Source organism: Leucobacter chromiireducens, assembly GCF_051993095.1.
GTDB classification, from domain to species: Bacteria; Actinomycetota; Actinomycetes; order Actinomycetales; family Microbacteriaceae; genus Leucobacter; species Leucobacter chromiireducens.
Genome location: NZ_CP197024.1, coordinates 1,454,993 through 1,470,278 on the forward strand (window position 1 = coordinate 1,454,993; position 15,286 = coordinate 1,470,278).

A 15,286-nucleotide genomic window follows, 5' to 3' on the forward strand; every position below is an offset into this window, starting at 1 on the left:
TCCTTCGGGGAAGCTGCGCGAGGGATGCGCGCACGGCGATACGCGGCGACCCATCACGCCGCGAAATCTCTGACGTCTCATTCTGCCCTACGGGCCGGGGCCACCGCAGCACCGCTCCGGAAACGATTTGGGATCGCGTGGCGCCTGCTCACAGTTTCTCGGCGCGCGGGCGCGCGATGTTACCGCATGTCGGTGGCGACGTTGCTACGATAGAGCGAGCTAACGACGTCGTGATGGGAGCACTCGTGCCGGGAGAGAACTGGATTCGTGCGGCTGGTCGAGGTCAGTCGCCGCTCGATGATGTGCGCACGCGGATCCTCCGTACCGGCGAAGAGCACGTCGAAACCGTCGGTCTTTCCCTGGGCGTCCCGGCGAAGATCGTCGAGCAGCTCGTCGCGACCGCTGGCGCGACGCCCAAGCAGTTCGCCCAGATCTGGTCCTCACCCGAGGCCTACCTTGCCGAACTGTTCTGTGAGCTCGCCAACCACGCGCAAATCGACCGAGCGGACTCAGAGACGCTCCTCACAACGTGGCAGTACCTCGGCATGCGCAGCGGTGATCTGCGCTCTGCAGAGGGGCGACGGGCGGTGCTGGTCGATGTGATTCGTACCGCGGCGGAGTACAACTTCGACGTGGTCACCGCCTCGAGCAAGTGGCGCACCTACGCCGCGCTGTCCACGACAATCCTGTCGTGGCCTGAGGGTGAGGCGCGCACCCGAGTGATTGACGCTCTCCGGGCGAGCGAGCTCGCGTTCGTCGAGACGATGGAGAGTTTCTACCGCAACGTGCTTCCCACCGTGGGGTACCGCCTCCGGCCCCTGCTCCGCGGCGACTACCAGCCGTTCGTTGTGGCGGCTGCGTCGGTGATCGAGGGGCTCGGTATCGTGCGCGCAACAGTCCCTGCGCTCGTTGAAGCCCACTTCGAGACGCTCGGCGTCGAGGAAGCAGCGGCGGAGCACGCGGCGGGTGTGGAGTCGTGGTCGGTTGCGGCGCTCGCCTTCATGGGCGTGGTCGACGCGTTCATCGAGCCGGATCCCGCGTTCAACGCGGACGAAGCAATCGCGCGGCTCAACGGCGGCGTCGACGTGACGCCCGCGGGGGAGTAGCCCCGGACTAGGCCGTCGTGACCGCCTGTGTTCCCCAACGCCGAATGCGGGCGATGGTGAGCGCCGCTGAGATCGGGCGGCCGTAGAAGTAGCCCTGAGCGTTGCTCACACCCAGCTCTGCGAGCACCGCGGCCATCTGTGCGTCCTCGACGCCCTCGACTACGGTGGTGCGCCCGAGGCTGTCTCCGAAGCCCTGCAGCGCTTTCACCACTTCGCGCTGGCGCACATCGTCGAGGTTGCTGATGAGGCTCTTGTCGATCTTGAGGATGTTCATGGGGAAGTGCACGAGCGCGCCCACTGACGAGTCATCCGAGCCGTAGTCGTCGAGCGCGATAATGATGCCCGCGCGCTGAAGCCGCTCGGCGTCGCGCCGGAGCTCGTCGGTCACGTCGCGGAGCGAGCGCTCGTTGAGCTCGATGCAGAGCTTCACCTCGGGGTGCGCGGCTGCGGCCTCCCGGATGAACGGACCGAGCTGATCCTCGCTGATCTGCATCAGCTCAAGATTCACGGTGATGGTGTCGAGCTCCGGGTTGATACGGACGAACTCGGTTGCGGTCGTCAGCGCCTTCGAAATGACCTGGCAGGTCAGCTCGTTCATGAGCCCGAGGCTCTTAGCGCGCGCCACGAGCGACGGCGGGGAGATCGGTCCAAGCTCCGGATCCACGTAGCGCACCAGCGCCTCGAAGCCCCACACGCGCGAGGTGTCGAGACGCACGATGGGCTGGAACGCGAGGTTGAGGCGCTGGCTCTGGATTGCGCGCGCGACGATGTCGTTGGTGCGCGTGGAGCGCCGAGACGAGACGCTGACGCTACTTCCGCCCCCGCTCGCGCCATTCTCGTGGCGCGAGCGCTTCGCCTGGAGCATGGTGCGATCCGCGTCCTCAACGAGCGTCTGCGCATCGAGCTCGCGGTGGTGCGAGAACGCGAGGCCGGCGCTCACCGCGGGCCGGATATCCTCCCCCTCGAGTGACACCCGCTCACTGACCGCCGCGATGATCCGTTCTGCGGACTCCTTCGCATGCTCAATGGACACGAGACCCGCGAGGATCACCACGAACTCGTCTCCGCCGACGCGCGAGACGAAGTCGCCGCCACCCGCGGTGCGTTCCAGGCGCCTCGCGACTTCGCGCAGCAGCTCGTCGCCCGTGCGATGCCCGTGGGTGTCGTTCAAGCGCTTGAAGTTGTCGAGGTCGATAAAGAGCAGCGCGATGCCCTCGTGGTACAGGCGGAACTCGTTCGCGTGCACCAGTGCCTTTTGGAACGCGCCATAGTTCGGGAGTCCGGTGAGCGGATCGGTGTTCGCGCGCCGCTCGAGTGAGTTCACCTCGTGCTGAATGCGAGCGGCCTCACTTGCGAGATGCGCGAGCGACGCGAGAGCCCGGTCGTCTTCGCGGCTGAAGGCGGTTCCCCCAACCTTTCGGGTGGCGATGAGGAACTGCTCGCAACCGGGTTGGAGCACAACGCGCGCGCCGATCTCCCCGCGTTCGGGGGCGGTATCGCGAACCTCCGCGTGGCTGGCGCGAACCAGGTCGCAGGCGCGGTTCTGCAGGGCCAGAGCCAGCTTCGCACCGCTCTCCTGCGGGAGCTCAACCGCAGAGGCTACGACGGCATCGAGTCGGCGCTTTCCCTCAATTGCGCGGAGTCGCTGCGCCAGGACGTAACACATGAGTGCGGTGAAGAGCACCACAAAGGGGGACCGAGTGAGCTCTGAGTTTTGCTCGAGCCAGGGAATGAGGTTGCGGTCGATGCTGCGCATCAGGATGGATGCGGTGGTCACCGCGAGCGTGACGAGGGCGAGCCGCCCAAAGCTGAGCGGCGCACTGCGGGCGAGCACATTCGCGTCCGCCTGCTGGAGGCTGCGCCGTGCGAGCTCACCAAGCACGAAGATGCCGTAGTACAGCGCGGTGCCGCTCAGGAAGGCCACGCCCTCCCAGACTCCGAACGCCTCGAGCCACACGCGGATGAGCATGAATCCTGCGGCAGCAGCGCCGCTGAGGCCAGTGAGGTAGAGCGCGTGCAGCGCGATGCGCCGGATGAGCAGCTGAGAGATCCCGAGCCCGATAATCCACACGCACACGCTGAGCCAGGGCCGTTGCTCGAACGGCGGGATCGTGAGCATCACGATCGACACGCCCACGAGGGGGAAGCTCGCGTCGCGCCCCACGTTGAACTGGAGCGGGCTGCAAATGATCACGCCGACGATGACGGTGATCACGAGTGTCCACGATTGCGGAGAGGCGCCCGGCAACTGCACTGCGCCACACACCGCGGCAGCCAGAGCGAATGCTGCGAAGACACCCATCAAAATGGTCTCTCGCTTCAGCGCACCCATGCGTTCTCCTACTGACGTTCTCCGTGACGCGACCATCACACGCGAAGCGTTCGACGTGACCTGCAGCGGTCGAACCGCGTCAATTATGCCACGGCTCGGGAGTTCGACACGCGGGCACATCCCTCATTCGAGCGAGAACTTGCGTGGGATCCGGCGGCGTGTGCCGGCTTCAGCCTGCGCCGGGAGCAGCGTGCGGCGGCGCAGGGTTAGAGCGCGTCGGGTGCCACCGTCTCGGGGGCAGGCCCCGAGATCAGCGCCGCGAAGCGCTCGGTTGCGGTCTGGGAGAGCTGCTGGGAGGCGGACTTGTCGGGGCCGGGCTGCGCCACCATCACTGCGTCGCGGAAGTACGCGAGTTCCTGGATTGACTCCGCGATGTCGGCAAGTGCGCGATGACCGCCGTTCTTCTCGGGGGCGCCGAAGTAGGCCGCGGGGTACCAGCGCCGGCTGAGCTCCTTGATCGTGGAGACATCCACGCTGCGGTAGTGCAGTCGCTCTTCGAGCGTGGGCATGTACTTGGCGATGAAGCGGCGGTCCATGCCGATCGTGTTTCCTGCGACGAGTGGCCGGCGACCGGCGGTCACGAAGCGGCGCAGGTATTCGATGACCTGTGCTTCCGCGTCGGCGAGGCTCGCACCATCTGCGATGCGGGGGAGGAGGCCGGAGGTCTCGTGCATCTTGCGTACGAAGTCGTTCATGTGCGCGAGGGCGTCTTCGCCCGGGTTGATGACGATCTCGAAGCCGGGGTCGAGCGGATTCAGCTCGAAGTCGGTGACGATGACGGCGATTTCGCAGAGCCCATCCTGATCCACGTCGAGGCCCGTCATCTCGCAGTCGATCCATACGATCTGCTCGGCGGGGGTGTTCGACATGTGGGGTCCTCTCGACGGGGTCGCGGCGCGGGTGCGCCGGAACCGCCCCAGTCTATCGCTGTGGGCTCGTGCCCGGCAGGGGGCTGAACGCACGGAGCTGGGCGCACGAGTGCGGGCAACGCTCTACACTTGCGAGCATGGCTGTTCTTCCCATCGTCATCTCTGGCGACCCCGTCCTGCACCGTCCCGCCGAGCCCGTCACGGAGTTTGACGCTGAGCTCCGCACACTCGTCGACGATATGTTCGAGACGACCGTGGCTGCGCCGGGAGTGGGCCTCGCGGCCCCACAGGTGGGCGTTGGCAAGCGAGTCTTCGTGTGGATGTACGACGATCAGGATGAGGCCCCCGCACAGGGAGTTGCGATCAACCCGGAGCTGTGGATCGCGCCGCTCGAGCCGGGTCTGCCCGGCGAAGATGAGGTTGAGGGTTGCCTTTCGTTCCCCGGAGAGCGGTTCGCGCTGCGCCGTTCGCCCCGCGCGCTGCTGCGCGCACAGGACGTCGACGGGAACCCGTTCGAGATTCAGGCGAGTGGCTGGTTCGCCCGCATCCTCCAGCACGAGTTCGATCACCTTGAAGGTCTGCTCTATGTTGACCGCCTGGTGCACCCCGAGAACCGTGGCGCGCATAAGGCACAGCGCAAGAATGGGTGGGGCCGACCGGGCCTGAGCTGGCAGCCGGGCGTCGACGACCTCGAAGGCTAGCGGCTCGGGCCTGCGTCCCCGAGGTCCGGCGCGCCACCGAGCGTGCGCGAGTCGGGGACGAGCGTCCACGCGACGCCGGCAACCGCGACGAGCAGCGCTGTGACGCCGAAGGCCCAGCCGAACCCTGCCCAGTCGACAATCGCGCCGGCGATGAGCGGGCCAAGCACGCCGCCGAGGTCGCTCGTCATCGAGTACGCGGCAACCACGTTGCCGCCGCGCCGCTGCGCGAGCACATCGGCGAGCACAGCCTGCTGCCCGGGGTTGACGAGCGCCGAGCCGGCACCAGCCACGAACATGAGCGCCGCGGCGACCCACAGCGTGGGCGAGGCGGGGAACGCGGCGTAGGTGGCGGCGAGCGTGAGCATGCCGATGATGAGCATCGGTTTGCGTCCCAGCGTGTCGTTCCAGCGCCCGGACGGGAAGATCAAGATCGCATTGCCCGCCGCGTATGCGGCGAGGATCCAGGCTGCGGTCGCCGCATCGCCGTGGAACGCGACGGCGATGAAGATGGGGATCACTGAGACGCGCACACCGAACGATGTCCAGCCGAACGCGAACACGGACAGCAGGAGGGTGCGGTACTGCCCGATCCCGATCGCCTCGCGCAGCGTCATTGCCGGGACGCCGTGTGCCTCGGGGTCCGGGCTTCCCGCTGCCTGCGAGCGGCGGAGCGCGATGGTCACGACGATGGCGGCCGCGATCAGCGTGAGGAAGTAGAAGACGAACGGCGCGCGCAGCCCGAAGCCAGCGACGAGGCCGCCGAACACGGGGCCCAGAAGCCCGCCGAGGAGGAAGCCTGCCGCGTTGAGGCTCGCGACTCGGCCCCGCGCTGTTGGCGGGCTCACCTTGATGAGGAGCGCGGTGGACGCAACGGTGAACATCGTGGAGCCGATTCCGCCGAGGCCACGGAGCACGACGAACTGGCCGTAGTTCATCGCGAGCGCGGCGGCGCCGGTTGATCCCGCGACGATCAGAATGCCCGCGGTGTAGCTGCGGCGCTCACCAAACTTCCCGACGAGCCAGCCGGCAAGCGGAGCGGAGACGAGGCGCATGAACGCGAATGCGCTCACGATCGCGGATGCCGCGAAGGTGGAGACCCCGAATTCGAGTGCGAACTGGGGAATCGCGGGCGCCACCACGCCGTAGCCGAGTGCGACGGTGAAACCGCCGGCGACAAGCGCCCAGACCTCGAAAGGGAGCCGAGCGCGGGGAGAGGCATGCACCCCACGAGTCTAGCCGGGTGCGCAGGTGGCCCGGCGGAAGCGCGATGCTCCGCCGGGCCACCGGGGTCCGATCGCGGCTACGCGTCGGGCGACGTACGTTCGGGGCGTGCCGCTTCGGGCTCCGCGGAGCCCGATTCGGTGCGTCCGCGCTGGGCAGCCTCGAGTGCCTCGGCTTCTTCGCCCGCAACGGCCTCGCCGCGTGCGACCATGCCGGACTGATCCGAGAGTGGAATCTGCTTGAGGAACAGTGCGAGAACGAACGCGATGAGGATGAACGGAATGAGGTACCAGAACACCGGGGCGAGCGAATCGGCGTACGCGTTCACGACGCCGTCCCGAATCGCGTCGGGCATCTCGGAAAGCTTCTGCGGGTCGATCGTCGCGACCGCCTCACCGGCGTTCGGCACGCCGGCCCCGGCGAACACCTCTCCGAGCTTTTCGCTCAGTCGGGTGGTGAACATCGCGCCGAAGATCGCGACACCCAGGGATGCACCCACCTCGCGGAAGTAGTTGTTGGTACTTGTCGCTGTTCCCACCATTGACGGGTCCACGGCGTTCTGCACCACGAGCACCACGACCTGCATGATCAGGCCGAGGCCAGCGCCGAACACGAACAGATATACGCAGATGAGCCAAATAGGGGTGCTCGCCGCGAGTGTGGTCATGGCGGTCATTGCGCCCGCCGTGATGAGCGTGCCCACGATGGGGTACATGCGGTACTTCTGGCGCTTCGTGATCATGATGCCCGACCAGATGGACGTGCCCATCATGCCCGCCATCATGGGGAGCATAAGGAGGCCCGAAGCGGCAGCGGAGGCACCGGACGACATCTGCAGGAAGGTCGGCACGAAAGCGATCGCCGAGAACATGCCAAGGCCCAGGGTGAAGCCGATGGCCGTCGCATTGATGAAGATCGGGTTCTTGAAGAGCCCGAGTGGGATGATCGGGTCTTCTGCTCGCGCCTCGACAAGCACGAACGAGAGCGCGGCGAGGAGCAGGCCCGCGCCCCACAGCCACGTCGCCGGCGCATCCCAGCCGTACTCGGCCTTGCCGCCGAAGTCGGTGAAGAAGATGAGGCAGGTCGTCGCGATCGAAAGCGTCAGGACGCCGAGGATGTCGATCTTCTTTTCAGCCTTCTTGCTCGGCAGCGTGAGCGCGAACCAAGCGATCGCGAATGCGGCGATGCCCACTGGGACGTTGATGTAGAACGCCCACTGCCAGGTGAGGTGGTCGACGAAGAAGCCGCCGAGCAGGGGACCGGCAACCGCGGAGAGCCCGAAGATCGCGCCGAGGGGTCCCATGTACTTTCCACGCTCGGAGGCGGGAACAATATCGGCGATAATCGCCTGCGACAGGATCATGAGGCCACCGCCGCCGAGGCCCTGCATGGCGCGGAAGATCACAAACCAGAGGAAGTCTGGCGCGAAGGCTGCGCCAACTGACGCGAGTGTGAACAGGGCGATCGCGACGAGGAACAGTGTGCGCCGCCCCAGGACATCGCCAAACTTGCCGTAGATCGGCATGACGATGGTGGTGGCGAGGAGGTACGCGGTGGTGATCCACGCCTGGTGCTCCACGCCGCCGAGCTGTCCGACGATCGTGGGCATCGCGGTCGACACGATGGTTTGGTCAAGGCTTGAGAGCATCATTCCCGCGATGAGAGCGGAGAAGATGATCCAGATTCTGCGTTGTGTGAGGAGAAGCGGGGCCTGGCCGGCCTGCGCTGAGGCAGTTGCTGTCATGCGATGAGGCTTTCGGGATCGGGAAACCTGGCCCCGCTGTGGGAGCCGGGCAGGTGGGGAACGGATGGAACGGGGAGGAAATTAGCGTGACACGGGCGGGGTGCCGGTGAAGAGCTCTCGACTGAGCGTCAGCGCTCGCCGCAGCTCGGGGCCAATGCTGCCGGTCTCGCCGCGGCCGAAGAACGCGTGAGCGGCGTGATGCAGCAACCCGCCGAGTACCTGGAGTGCGATCGCCGCGCGCTGGTCTCCGGGTGCGAGGCCCTCACGCTCTTCGATCACCGCGGTGAATCGCTGATTCATTTCCTCCGAGTCATGCATGAACTTTTCCATGAACTCGGGCTCGCGTGCGATGATCTGGTTGACGTGCGTGATGGTGCCCGCGATGTCGAAGACCTCGTCCATCATTTCCACGGCAACCTCAACGAGCTCGTCGAGGAGTGCGGGGCTGATCTGGCCATCGCGAGCGCCGGCAGCCGAGAATCGGCGGACCGCCTCGCTCTCAAATGGGTCGGCGGGGGAGCCGACGACCGCGGCCTCTTTCGAGGGGAAGTAGTTGAAGAAGGTGCGACGCGAGATCCCCGCGGGCTCGCACACGTCCTCGATGGTGAATCCGGCGAGGCCGTGTGCCGCGGTGAGCTTGCGGGCGTGCTCGGTGATCGCGATGCGCGTGCGTCGCATCTTGGCTGCCCGCCCGGACTCAACTGCACTCTCGTTCATAAAGTGCAATTATGCACGATTCTCCTGGGAGTGCAAAATTGGCTGTTGGAGATGTGCGCAACTGGGCTGGCTGAGCGGCGTCCGCGCTGCGGTTGGTGCGCTGTGCCCGCCACACCTGTGCCGCGGATATGGTCGAAACGCAACACGACCCGACCGTTACGCGACATCAGGCGACCGTAGTCTGATGAAGGTCAGGGCAACCGTGCGCTGGCCAGATTTACGCAAGAGGACAACTGTGCCGTCGACGATCCGACCATTCTCCCGTGCACGCTGTGACGCGTGCCGATTCTCCGTGTTCGCAGGTGCGGTGCGGGCGCAGGGGGCCTAGCCGTGGCGATCCCATGTGCGCCCGCGCGCGTCGTCGAGAAGCGCTTCCTGACTCCGAACATGTTGCGTATTCGCTTCGAAGCGGTGGGTAAGTGGCGCTGGCCCACGCACGGGCGCGGCGATGAGCGAATCGATATCGCGCTCCCGGCACCCGGTGAGACCGAGGCACGCATTGACGTGTTCAACCTGCCCGAGTATGGGCGCGGCTGGACTGGTGAAGAACCACCCTGGCGCCACTACACCGTGCGCGGTGTGCACGAGGGTGGGCGTCTCCTCGACATCGACTTCGTGGTGCACGAGGGCGGACTTGCCTCCAGCTGGGCTGAGCGTGCCGAAACGGGGCACATCATTGGGATCTTCGGAGCCGGAACCCGGGACGAGCCCTCCTCGTACTACGCGGCACCCGAGGACGCGCAGTTCCAGTTGCTCGTTGCCGATGCGACGGGCGTGCCAGGGCTCGGCCGCATTCTCGAGCAGCTCCCCGCTGAGGTGCGTGCGCGCGCCATCGTCGAGGTGCCGAGCGAAGCCGATATCCAGCAGTTCGATACGCGAGCTGATGTCGAGTTGGTGTGGCGAGTCGGGACAGGCAACGGACTGGCGCCTAGTGCGCTGCTCGAAGAGGTTGCGCAGCTCGATGAGCCGGGCGAACCCTGGTACGCGTGGGTGGCGTGCGAAGCCGCGACCAGCCGCGCGATCCGTCGCGAGCTGCGCACGCGGCTCGGTCTCGCGCGTGATCGGCACCACGCGATCGGCTATTGGACGCAGGACCGCACGGGCAATATGTCCGCAGACGTCGACTGACGCGCAAGTGGAGTGAACTGCTCGAGTGTCTGAAGTCACCCCCGCCTGACCCGTGGGTTTGGCGGCCGCGGGTGTTGTTGCGGCTGCAGTGGAGCTGGCTCACTCAACAGCATCGTGCCGGACGAGACGGCGGAGAATCGGGCCAGCTAATGTGCTCCAAGGCGGAACGGCTCTGGGGGGAGGGTGAGGCCGGTGGCAGCGTCGGCAAGGATACGGCCGACTGCTGGCGCGAACTTGTAGCCGTGGCCCGAGAAGCCCGCGGCAATGGTCAGCGATCCCACGCGATCCAGCACGAAGCGTCCCGAATCGGTTGAGGTGTACGTGCAACTGATCTCGTCAGCGCTCGCGGGGTCGAGGCCGGGGAACCACTCGGCCACGTGTTCGCGGAGTGCTGCCCGCGCCTCCGCAGTTGCGCCGAAGGTGCGCGCGTCCGGGTCGACCTCGTGCCCAACGAGGTGAAGCCCCACTTTCACGCCCTCGCCAGGGCTTGGCATCCCGTAGACGTTGCCGCCTCGCGCCTCGAGCTGCTCGTCATCGAACATGTGGTTGAACGACGGCCAGAGCAGCGCGGCATCCCGCGGGGCGAAGTGGGCCGGGTGCTCCTCCGTGACCCGCAGTCGCGGCAACTCGACGAGCCCGGCAAGCAGCGGCCGGGCCCACGCTCCCGCTGCGACGATGACGCTCGGTGCGCTGAGCGTGCGGCGAACCCCGGCCGCGTCCGTGTACTCAACGCGAGAGCTGGCGTCCCCAGGAAGAATCTCGGCAACGGTCGCACCGCGCTCGATCCGTGCGTCGTGCCGCGTCGCAGCGGCCTCGAATGCGTCGAGTGCGCGTGCGGCGTAGCCAACGCCAGCGGTGCGGCTGAGGAGCACCGGGCCCGCGAAGCGCATGCCAGCCCAGCGTGCCGTCGCCTCGGCGGGGGAGATGAGCGCAACGTCCGCGCCGCGTGCGGCAAGAGCGGCGTGTGTCTCCCGGACGGTCTGCTCTTCGCCATGAGTCACGAGTCCTTGGAGTCCGAGGAGCGGGGTGCTCGCGCCGGTCTCGAGTTCGCGCCAGAGCGCCAGTGCCTCATCGAACAGGCCGAGATAGTGCTCCTCGCGGTACGCGTTGTTGATGTTGCGAGTGGAGCCGTGCGACGCGCCTCGGGTGTGGTGTGGGCCGAACTGCTCGAGCAGATGCACCCGCTCCCCGCGCAGTGATAGCTGCCAGGCGGTGGCGAGGCCGATGACGCCACCGCCAACGATGATGTGGTCGAGTTCCTCGTTCACTTCGAGCGATGTTCTCTGCGCACTACTCGGCGTAGTAGTTGTTGCCCTGCGAGAATTCAACGAACGTGCAGTCCGTGTCGCCGACGGCCCAGGCGTCGTGACCCGGCGGGAGTAGCATCGCGTCGCCCGCGGAGAACTCCTGGTAGGTGCCATCCCGCATCTCGACTCCCAGGGTGCCCGCGGTGACCACCGCAACGTGCGGCAGCTCGCACAGCTCTGTGCCCGCAGCCTCTTTCAGATCCGTTGACCAGCGCGCTCCTGCGTGAAACGTGACCTGGGTGGCTTCGACGCCCTCGAGCGCGGTCGAACGCTTGGAGATGAGCCCGTAGTTTGACGCCTCGAGGCGGGCAAAGGTGGCTGACTGCATCTGGGGGTGAAAGCTCACGACGGGGTTCCTCTCGGCGGGGTGGTGCGGGCTGACTCGAGCGTACGAGTTGAGCGGTCGCCTGGGGGCTGTGTGACGGAGTATGAAGCGGGTGGTGCGTGCGCCAGGCCTCGCGATGTGCCCGGAAGTCGCCCGCAAACTAATTAGTTATTGTCGGCAAGATATTCGCCTGGCTAAGATGATTGCATACGCGCAGCTCTTCGGTTGCGCTGCGAAGGGCCCGAAACGCCGGGTCGTGGGTGATGGGAGCAGCAGATGGTGCAGGAATGGTCGACGCCCATGCAGGTGGATCTCTCGGGCCACCGCAATGTGACGGATCTGCTGCTTCGGCGGGCGCAGCGGGCCCCGCAACACGCCGCCTTCGAGGTTCCGACAGACCCGAGCGATCCCGGTGGGCAGTGGCGCCAGGTCTCAACTGAGGAATTTCTCGCCGAGGTCACCGCGCTCGCGAAGGGGTTCATCGCTGCCGGCGTCTCCCCGGGCGACGCGATCGGGATCATGTCCGCGACGCGCTACGAGTGGGCGGTCGCCGACCTTGCATCGTGGTTTGCGGGGGCCGTCGTTGTGCCGATCTATGACACGGCATCCGCCGAGCAGGTCGCCGCGATTGTGGGGGATGCCCGGGTGCGGCTCGCGGTTGCAGGGGACGCGACCCAGCTGTGCGTTCTCGACGCCGCGCTGCAGCAGGCGTCGCACGACACGATTGGCGTGTGGGTGATGGGGGATCCGCCCATGAATGCGGACGCGCGGAGCCTCGGAGCGCTCGCTGCGCGCGCATCGGAGGTGAGTGACGAAGTCCTTGACACGCGGCGACGGCTGGCCGGGCCGGAGTCGCCCGCAACGATTGTCTACACATCGGGCACCACGGGTGAGCCGAAGGGCGCGGTGCTGAGCCACAGAAACTTCCTCGGACAGGTACTGGGGATCGCGGCCGCGTACCAGGATGTCGTTCGTGACACGGGGAACACCATCATCTTCCTGCCGCTCGCGCACGTGCTCGCTCGAGGCTTGCAGCTCATCTGCCTCGCGAGCGGAATGCGAATTGCGCATCTCGCCGACCCTGCCCAGGTGGTCCCGTCGCTGCGAGTCTTGCGGCCAAGTTTTTTGGTGGTGGTGCCCCGCGTGCTCGAAAAGGTTCGAGCCGCCGCCGCGCAGAAGGCGGAGGACCGGGGGCTGGGGCGCGTGTGGCGTTCGGCAGAGCACACCGCAGTCTCCTGGGCGCGAATCGCAGAGGCGCGGGATGACGGCGAGGCGGTACGCTCGACGCTCGCGCTCCGTGCCCGACACGCGGTGTTCGACCGCGTGTTCTACCGCAAGCTCCGCGCCGTGCTGGGCGGCCGCCTCGACTACATGCTCTCCGGCGGCGCGGCGCTCGACGCGGAACTCTCCCTGCTCTTCCGGGGGATTGGCGTGCCCGTGATCGAGGGCTACGGGCTGACGGAGACCACCGCACCGCTCACGGGCAATCTGCCGCGCAGTATCCGCTCCGGTACGGTGGGGGCCCCGCTCCCCGGGCTGACGGTGCGCATCAGCGACGCAGGCGAGGTGCTCGCCCGTGGCATTGGCGTGTTCGAGGGCTATCGCGATCCGGCGCACAACGAGCATGCGTTCGTCGATGGGTTCTTCCGCACCGGGGACCTCGGTTCACTAGATGAGCACGGCCGGCTCACGCTGAGTGGGCGGCTGAAAGACGTGATCGTGACATCGACGGGAAAGACCGTCGTGCCGATGCGCTGGGAGAACGTGGCAGCGGCGCACCCGCTCGTCTCGCACGCCGTCATGGTGGGAGAGGGACGCTCGTACCTGTCTGCGCTCCTCGTCCTCGACCCAGATGAACTCATCGCGTGGGCGGCGCGCGAGGGCGTGACGATTGGCGTGGCGGGCCCAGGGGGCTTCGACGAGGTCACGGATGAGCGGATTCGTGCCGAGCTTGCGGACACCATTGCGCACGCGAACTCGCTCGTCTCCCGCGCAGAGCAGGTGCGGCGCTACACGGTCATCTCCGCAGATCTGAACGACCCAGCGCTCATCACCCCAACACTCAAGATCAAGCGGCGGGTGGCGCTCGATCGCGGCGCACTGCTCGTCGAAGAAAGCTACGCCCAACCGCTGCACCACACAGGAAACTGAGGAAAATCGTGTCACCGAAAAACCGTTCCGCACTGATTGGCATCCTGATTGCCCTCCTCCTGGGCGGCGTCGTTGCGATCGCCGGATCAGCGGGCGGCGCTGCTCTGGGCGGAGTTCCGCTCTTCGCGCTCGCGGTCCTTGCCGCGTACGTGGTGCAGCTGCTCGCCTTCATCCCCGCTGCGCTGCTCCAGAGTGAACGCTTCTTCGACCTCACGGGAGCGCTCACCTACATCGGAGTCTCGATCGCGTTGGTGCTCCTCGCCCCGGCACCAGACCTTCGGGGCCTGGTCCTCGCAGCGATGGTGATCATCTGGGCGGCGCGACTTGGCTCGTTCCTCTTCCTCAGAGTCCGCCGAGCGGGTGAGGATGACCGCTTCGCCGAGATCAAGCAGCAGCCGCTGGTATTCCTTCGCGTGTGGGTGATTCAGGGGCTCTGGGTGAGCGTCACTGCCTCCGCAGCCTGGATTGCGCTGAGCGGTGACGCTGCGGAGCGCGCGCCCATGAACTGGCTCGCCATCGTCGGCGTTGTGGTGTGGCTTGCGGGCTTCGCGTTCGAAGTGATTGCCGATCTTCAGAAGTCTGCGTTCAAGGCCGACCCGCGAAACGCGGGGAAATTCATTCGCTCAGGCCTCTGGTCGACGTCCCGACACCCCAACTACTTCGGGGAGATCCTGCTCTGGATCGGCGTGTTCCTGGTCGCTGCGCCAGTGCTGAGCGGCTGGCAATGGATCGCACTGCTCTCGCCGATTCTGGTGGCCGTGCTGCTCACCCGCGTGAGCGGGATCCCGCTGCTCGAAGCGAAAGCTGAGAAGCGCTGGGGCGGGCAGCCCGACTACGAGGCGTACACGAGTGAGACACCGGTCTTGATCCCACGGCTTCCGCGCCGCGGGAATCGTCCCTAAAGCTTGGTGCCCCCGGCAGGATTCGAACCTGCGACCGACGGATTAGAAGGCCGTTGCTCTATCCACTGAGCTACGGAGGCGACCATACGAGCGTACACCGCGCGCGGGAGATGCTCCGACGCGTCGCCTCGACTCCGCCCGGACCGGCGGGCTACTGGCCCTTCGCGGCTGCCTTGGCGGCCCGCTTCGTCTCGCGCACGAGCTGCAGGGTCTCCGGCGAGGTGATGTCGGCAACGCTCCGGTACGAGCCCTCCTCGCCATACGGGGCGGATGCCTCGCGCCATCCTTCGCCGGCGAAGCCGCGTTGCTTTCCGAGCAGCGCGAGAAAGATCTTCGCCTTCTGCGGCCCGAACCCAGGGAGAGTCTGCAAGCGCTTCAGCACGGTCGGCCCGTCGGGGGAGTCGCGTGTCCAGATCGCCGCCGCATCTCCGCCCCACTCGTCGACGAGCACCTGGCAGAGCGCCTGGGTGCGGCCGGCCATTGACCCGGGGAAGCGATGCACAGCAGGTGTTTGCGAGAACGCGGCAGACACCAGATCGGGATCGGCTCCCGCGATCGCCGCGGCGTCGACCGCCCCGAGCCGCTGCTCGATCTTCAGCGGGCCAGAGAACGCGACCTCCATGGCAACCTGCTGGTCGAGCAGCATGCCGATGAGCAGCGCGAGCGGGTTCGCGGACAAGAGCGCGTCCGCAGCGGGATCATCAGTCAGGCGGAGTGTCATGGCGCGAGTATAGGTCGGGATCGCCCGGAGCGCACCCCTCGAATCCTGTGTGCTGCGCCGTG

The 15,286-nt window shown here is 66.7% G+C and carries 13 protein-coding genes and 1 tRNA gene; 5 read left to right on the plus strand and 9 right to left on the minus strand.

Going from position 1 to position 15,286, the window contains the following annotated elements:
• The first annotated feature begins 233 nt into the window (after positions 1 to 233).
• On the plus strand, positions 234 to 1,106 hold the full coding sequence (locus ACR81A_RS06495) for a hypothetical protein (RefSeq protein ID WP_202383007.1): 873 nt from the start codon (positions 234 to 236) through the stop codon (positions 1,104 to 1,106).
• A 7-nt stretch (positions 1,107 to 1,113) separates the two neighbouring features.
• On the opposite strand, the gene ACR81A_RS06500 is transcribed toward ACR81A_RS06495, so the two are convergent.
• Together ACR81A_RS06500 and orn are read right to left on the minus strand one after the other, a co-directional pair.
• Positions 1,114 to 3,438 (minus strand): putative bifunctional diguanylate cyclase/phosphodiesterase, encoded by a 2,325-nt coding sequence (locus tag ACR81A_RS06500; RefSeq protein ID WP_440313057.1) that lies wholly within the window; start codon positions 3,436 to 3,438, stop codon positions 1,114 to 1,116.
• Between the two features lie 206 nt (positions 3,439 to 3,644).
• On the minus strand, positions 3,645 to 4,307 hold the full coding sequence (orn, locus tag ACR81A_RS06505) for an oligoribonuclease (RefSeq protein ID WP_440313058.1): 663 nt from the start codon (positions 4,305 to 4,307) through the stop codon (positions 3,645 to 3,647).
• 137 nt (positions 4,308 to 4,444) lie between these two features.
• Between orn and def the strand changes: the two genes are divergently transcribed.
• Positions 4,445 to 5,008 (plus strand): peptide deformylase, encoded by a 564-nt coding sequence (gene def, locus ACR81A_RS06510; protein ID WP_202383010.1) that lies wholly within the window; start codon positions 4,445 to 4,447, stop codon positions 5,006 to 5,008.
• On the opposite strand, the gene ACR81A_RS06515 is transcribed toward def, so the two are convergent.
• From ACR81A_RS06515 to ACR81A_RS06525, 3 genes are all read right to left on the minus strand, one after another.
• Complete coding sequence (locus tag ACR81A_RS06515) at positions 5,005 to 6,231, minus strand: MFS transporter (protein WP_202383011.1); 1,227 nt, start codon at positions 6,229 to 6,231, stop codon at positions 5,005 to 5,007. The two genes, def and ACR81A_RS06515, sit on opposite strands and share 4 nt — an antisense overlap.
• Positions 6,232 to 6,308: 77 nt before the next feature.
• Positions 6,309 to 7,973 (minus strand): MDR family MFS transporter, encoded by a 1,665-nt coding sequence (locus ACR81A_RS06520; protein WP_440313059.1) that lies wholly within the window; start codon positions 7,971 to 7,973, stop codon positions 6,309 to 6,311.
• 81 nt (positions 7,974 to 8,054) lie between these two features.
• Complete coding sequence (locus tag ACR81A_RS06525) at positions 8,055 to 8,690, minus strand: TetR/AcrR family transcriptional regulator (RefSeq protein WP_440313060.1); 636 nt, start codon at positions 8,688 to 8,690, stop codon at positions 8,055 to 8,057.
• 330 nt (positions 8,691 to 9,020) lie between these two features.
• Between ACR81A_RS06525 and ACR81A_RS06530 the strand changes: the two genes are divergently transcribed.
• On the plus strand, positions 9,021 to 9,818 hold the full coding sequence (locus tag ACR81A_RS06530) for an SIP domain-containing protein (protein ID WP_202383014.1): 798 nt from the start codon (positions 9,021 to 9,023) through the stop codon (positions 9,816 to 9,818).
• Positions 9,819 to 9,964: 146 nt separating this feature from the next.
• On the opposite strand, the gene ACR81A_RS06535 is transcribed toward ACR81A_RS06530, so the two are convergent.
• Together ACR81A_RS06535 and ACR81A_RS06540 are read right to left on the minus strand one after the other, a co-directional pair.
• Complete coding sequence (locus ACR81A_RS06535) at positions 9,965 to 11,086, minus strand: FAD-dependent oxidoreductase (protein ID WP_440313061.1); 1,122 nt, start codon at positions 11,084 to 11,086, stop codon at positions 9,965 to 9,967.
• Positions 11,087 to 11,108: 22 nt separating this feature from the next.
• On the minus strand, positions 11,109 to 11,471 hold the full coding sequence (locus tag ACR81A_RS06540) for a hypothetical protein (protein ID WP_337248999.1): 363 nt from the start codon (positions 11,469 to 11,471) through the stop codon (positions 11,109 to 11,111).
• A 255-nt stretch (positions 11,472 to 11,726) separates the two neighbouring features.
• On the opposite strand from ACR81A_RS06540, the gene ACR81A_RS06545 reads away from it, so the two are divergent.
• Together ACR81A_RS06545 and ACR81A_RS06550 are read left to right on the plus strand one after the other, a co-directional pair.
• On the plus strand, positions 11,727 to 13,601 hold the full coding sequence (locus tag ACR81A_RS06545; protein ID WP_440313062.1) for an AMP-dependent synthetase/ligase: 1,875 nt from the start codon (positions 11,727 to 11,729) through the stop codon (positions 13,599 to 13,601).
• A gap of 8 nt (positions 13,602 to 13,609) precedes the next feature.
• On the plus strand, positions 13,610 to 14,503 hold the full coding sequence (locus ACR81A_RS06550) for a DUF1295 domain-containing protein (RefSeq protein WP_202383017.1): 894 nt from the start codon (positions 13,610 to 13,612) through the stop codon (positions 14,501 to 14,503).
• 4 nt (positions 14,504 to 14,507) lie between these two features.
• Here ACR81A_RS06550 and ACR81A_RS06555 read toward each other — a convergent pair.
• A tRNA-Arg gene (locus ACR81A_RS06555) sits at positions 14,508 to 14,583 on the minus strand.
• Between the two features lie 71 nt (positions 14,584 to 14,654).
• A complete protein-coding gene (locus tag ACR81A_RS06560) occupies positions 14,655 to 15,224 on the minus strand; it encodes an HhH-GPD-type base excision DNA repair protein (protein WP_202383018.1) in 570 nt (189 codons plus the stop codon).
• Positions 15,225 to 15,286 lie beyond the last annotated feature (62 nt).

Bases quoted from the DNA above. Each gene is read 5' to 3' on its own strand.
- ACR81A_RS06495 (WP_202383007.1), top strand. From the start codon at position 234: ATGGGAGCACTCGTGCCGGGAGAGAACTGGATTCGTGCGGCTGGTCGA.
- ACR81A_RS06500 (WP_440313057.1), bottom strand. From the start codon at position 3,438: ATGGGTGCGCTGAAGCGAGAGACCATTTTGATGGGTGTCTTCGCAGCA.
- orn (WP_440313058.1), bottom strand. From the start codon at position 4,307: ATGTCGAACACCCCCGCCGAGCAGATCGTATGGATCGACTGCGAGATG.
- def (WP_202383010.1), top strand. From the start codon at position 4,445: ATGGCTGTTCTTCCCATCGTCATCTCTGGCGACCCCGTCCTGCACCGT.
- ACR81A_RS06520 (WP_440313059.1), bottom strand. From the start codon at position 7,973: ATGACAGCAACTGCCTCAGCGCAGGCCGGCCAGGCCCCGCTTCTCCTC.
- ACR81A_RS06525 (WP_440313060.1), bottom strand. From the start codon at position 8,690: ATGAACGAGAGTGCAGTTGAGTCCGGGCGGGCAGCCAAGATGCGACGC.
- ACR81A_RS06545 (WP_440313062.1), top strand. From the start codon at position 11,727: ATGGTGCAGGAATGGTCGACGCCCATGCAGGTGGATCTCTCGGGCCAC.
- ACR81A_RS06560 (WP_202383018.1), bottom strand. From the start codon at position 15,224: ATGACACTCCGCCTGACTGATGATCCCGCTGCGGACGCGCTCTTGTCC.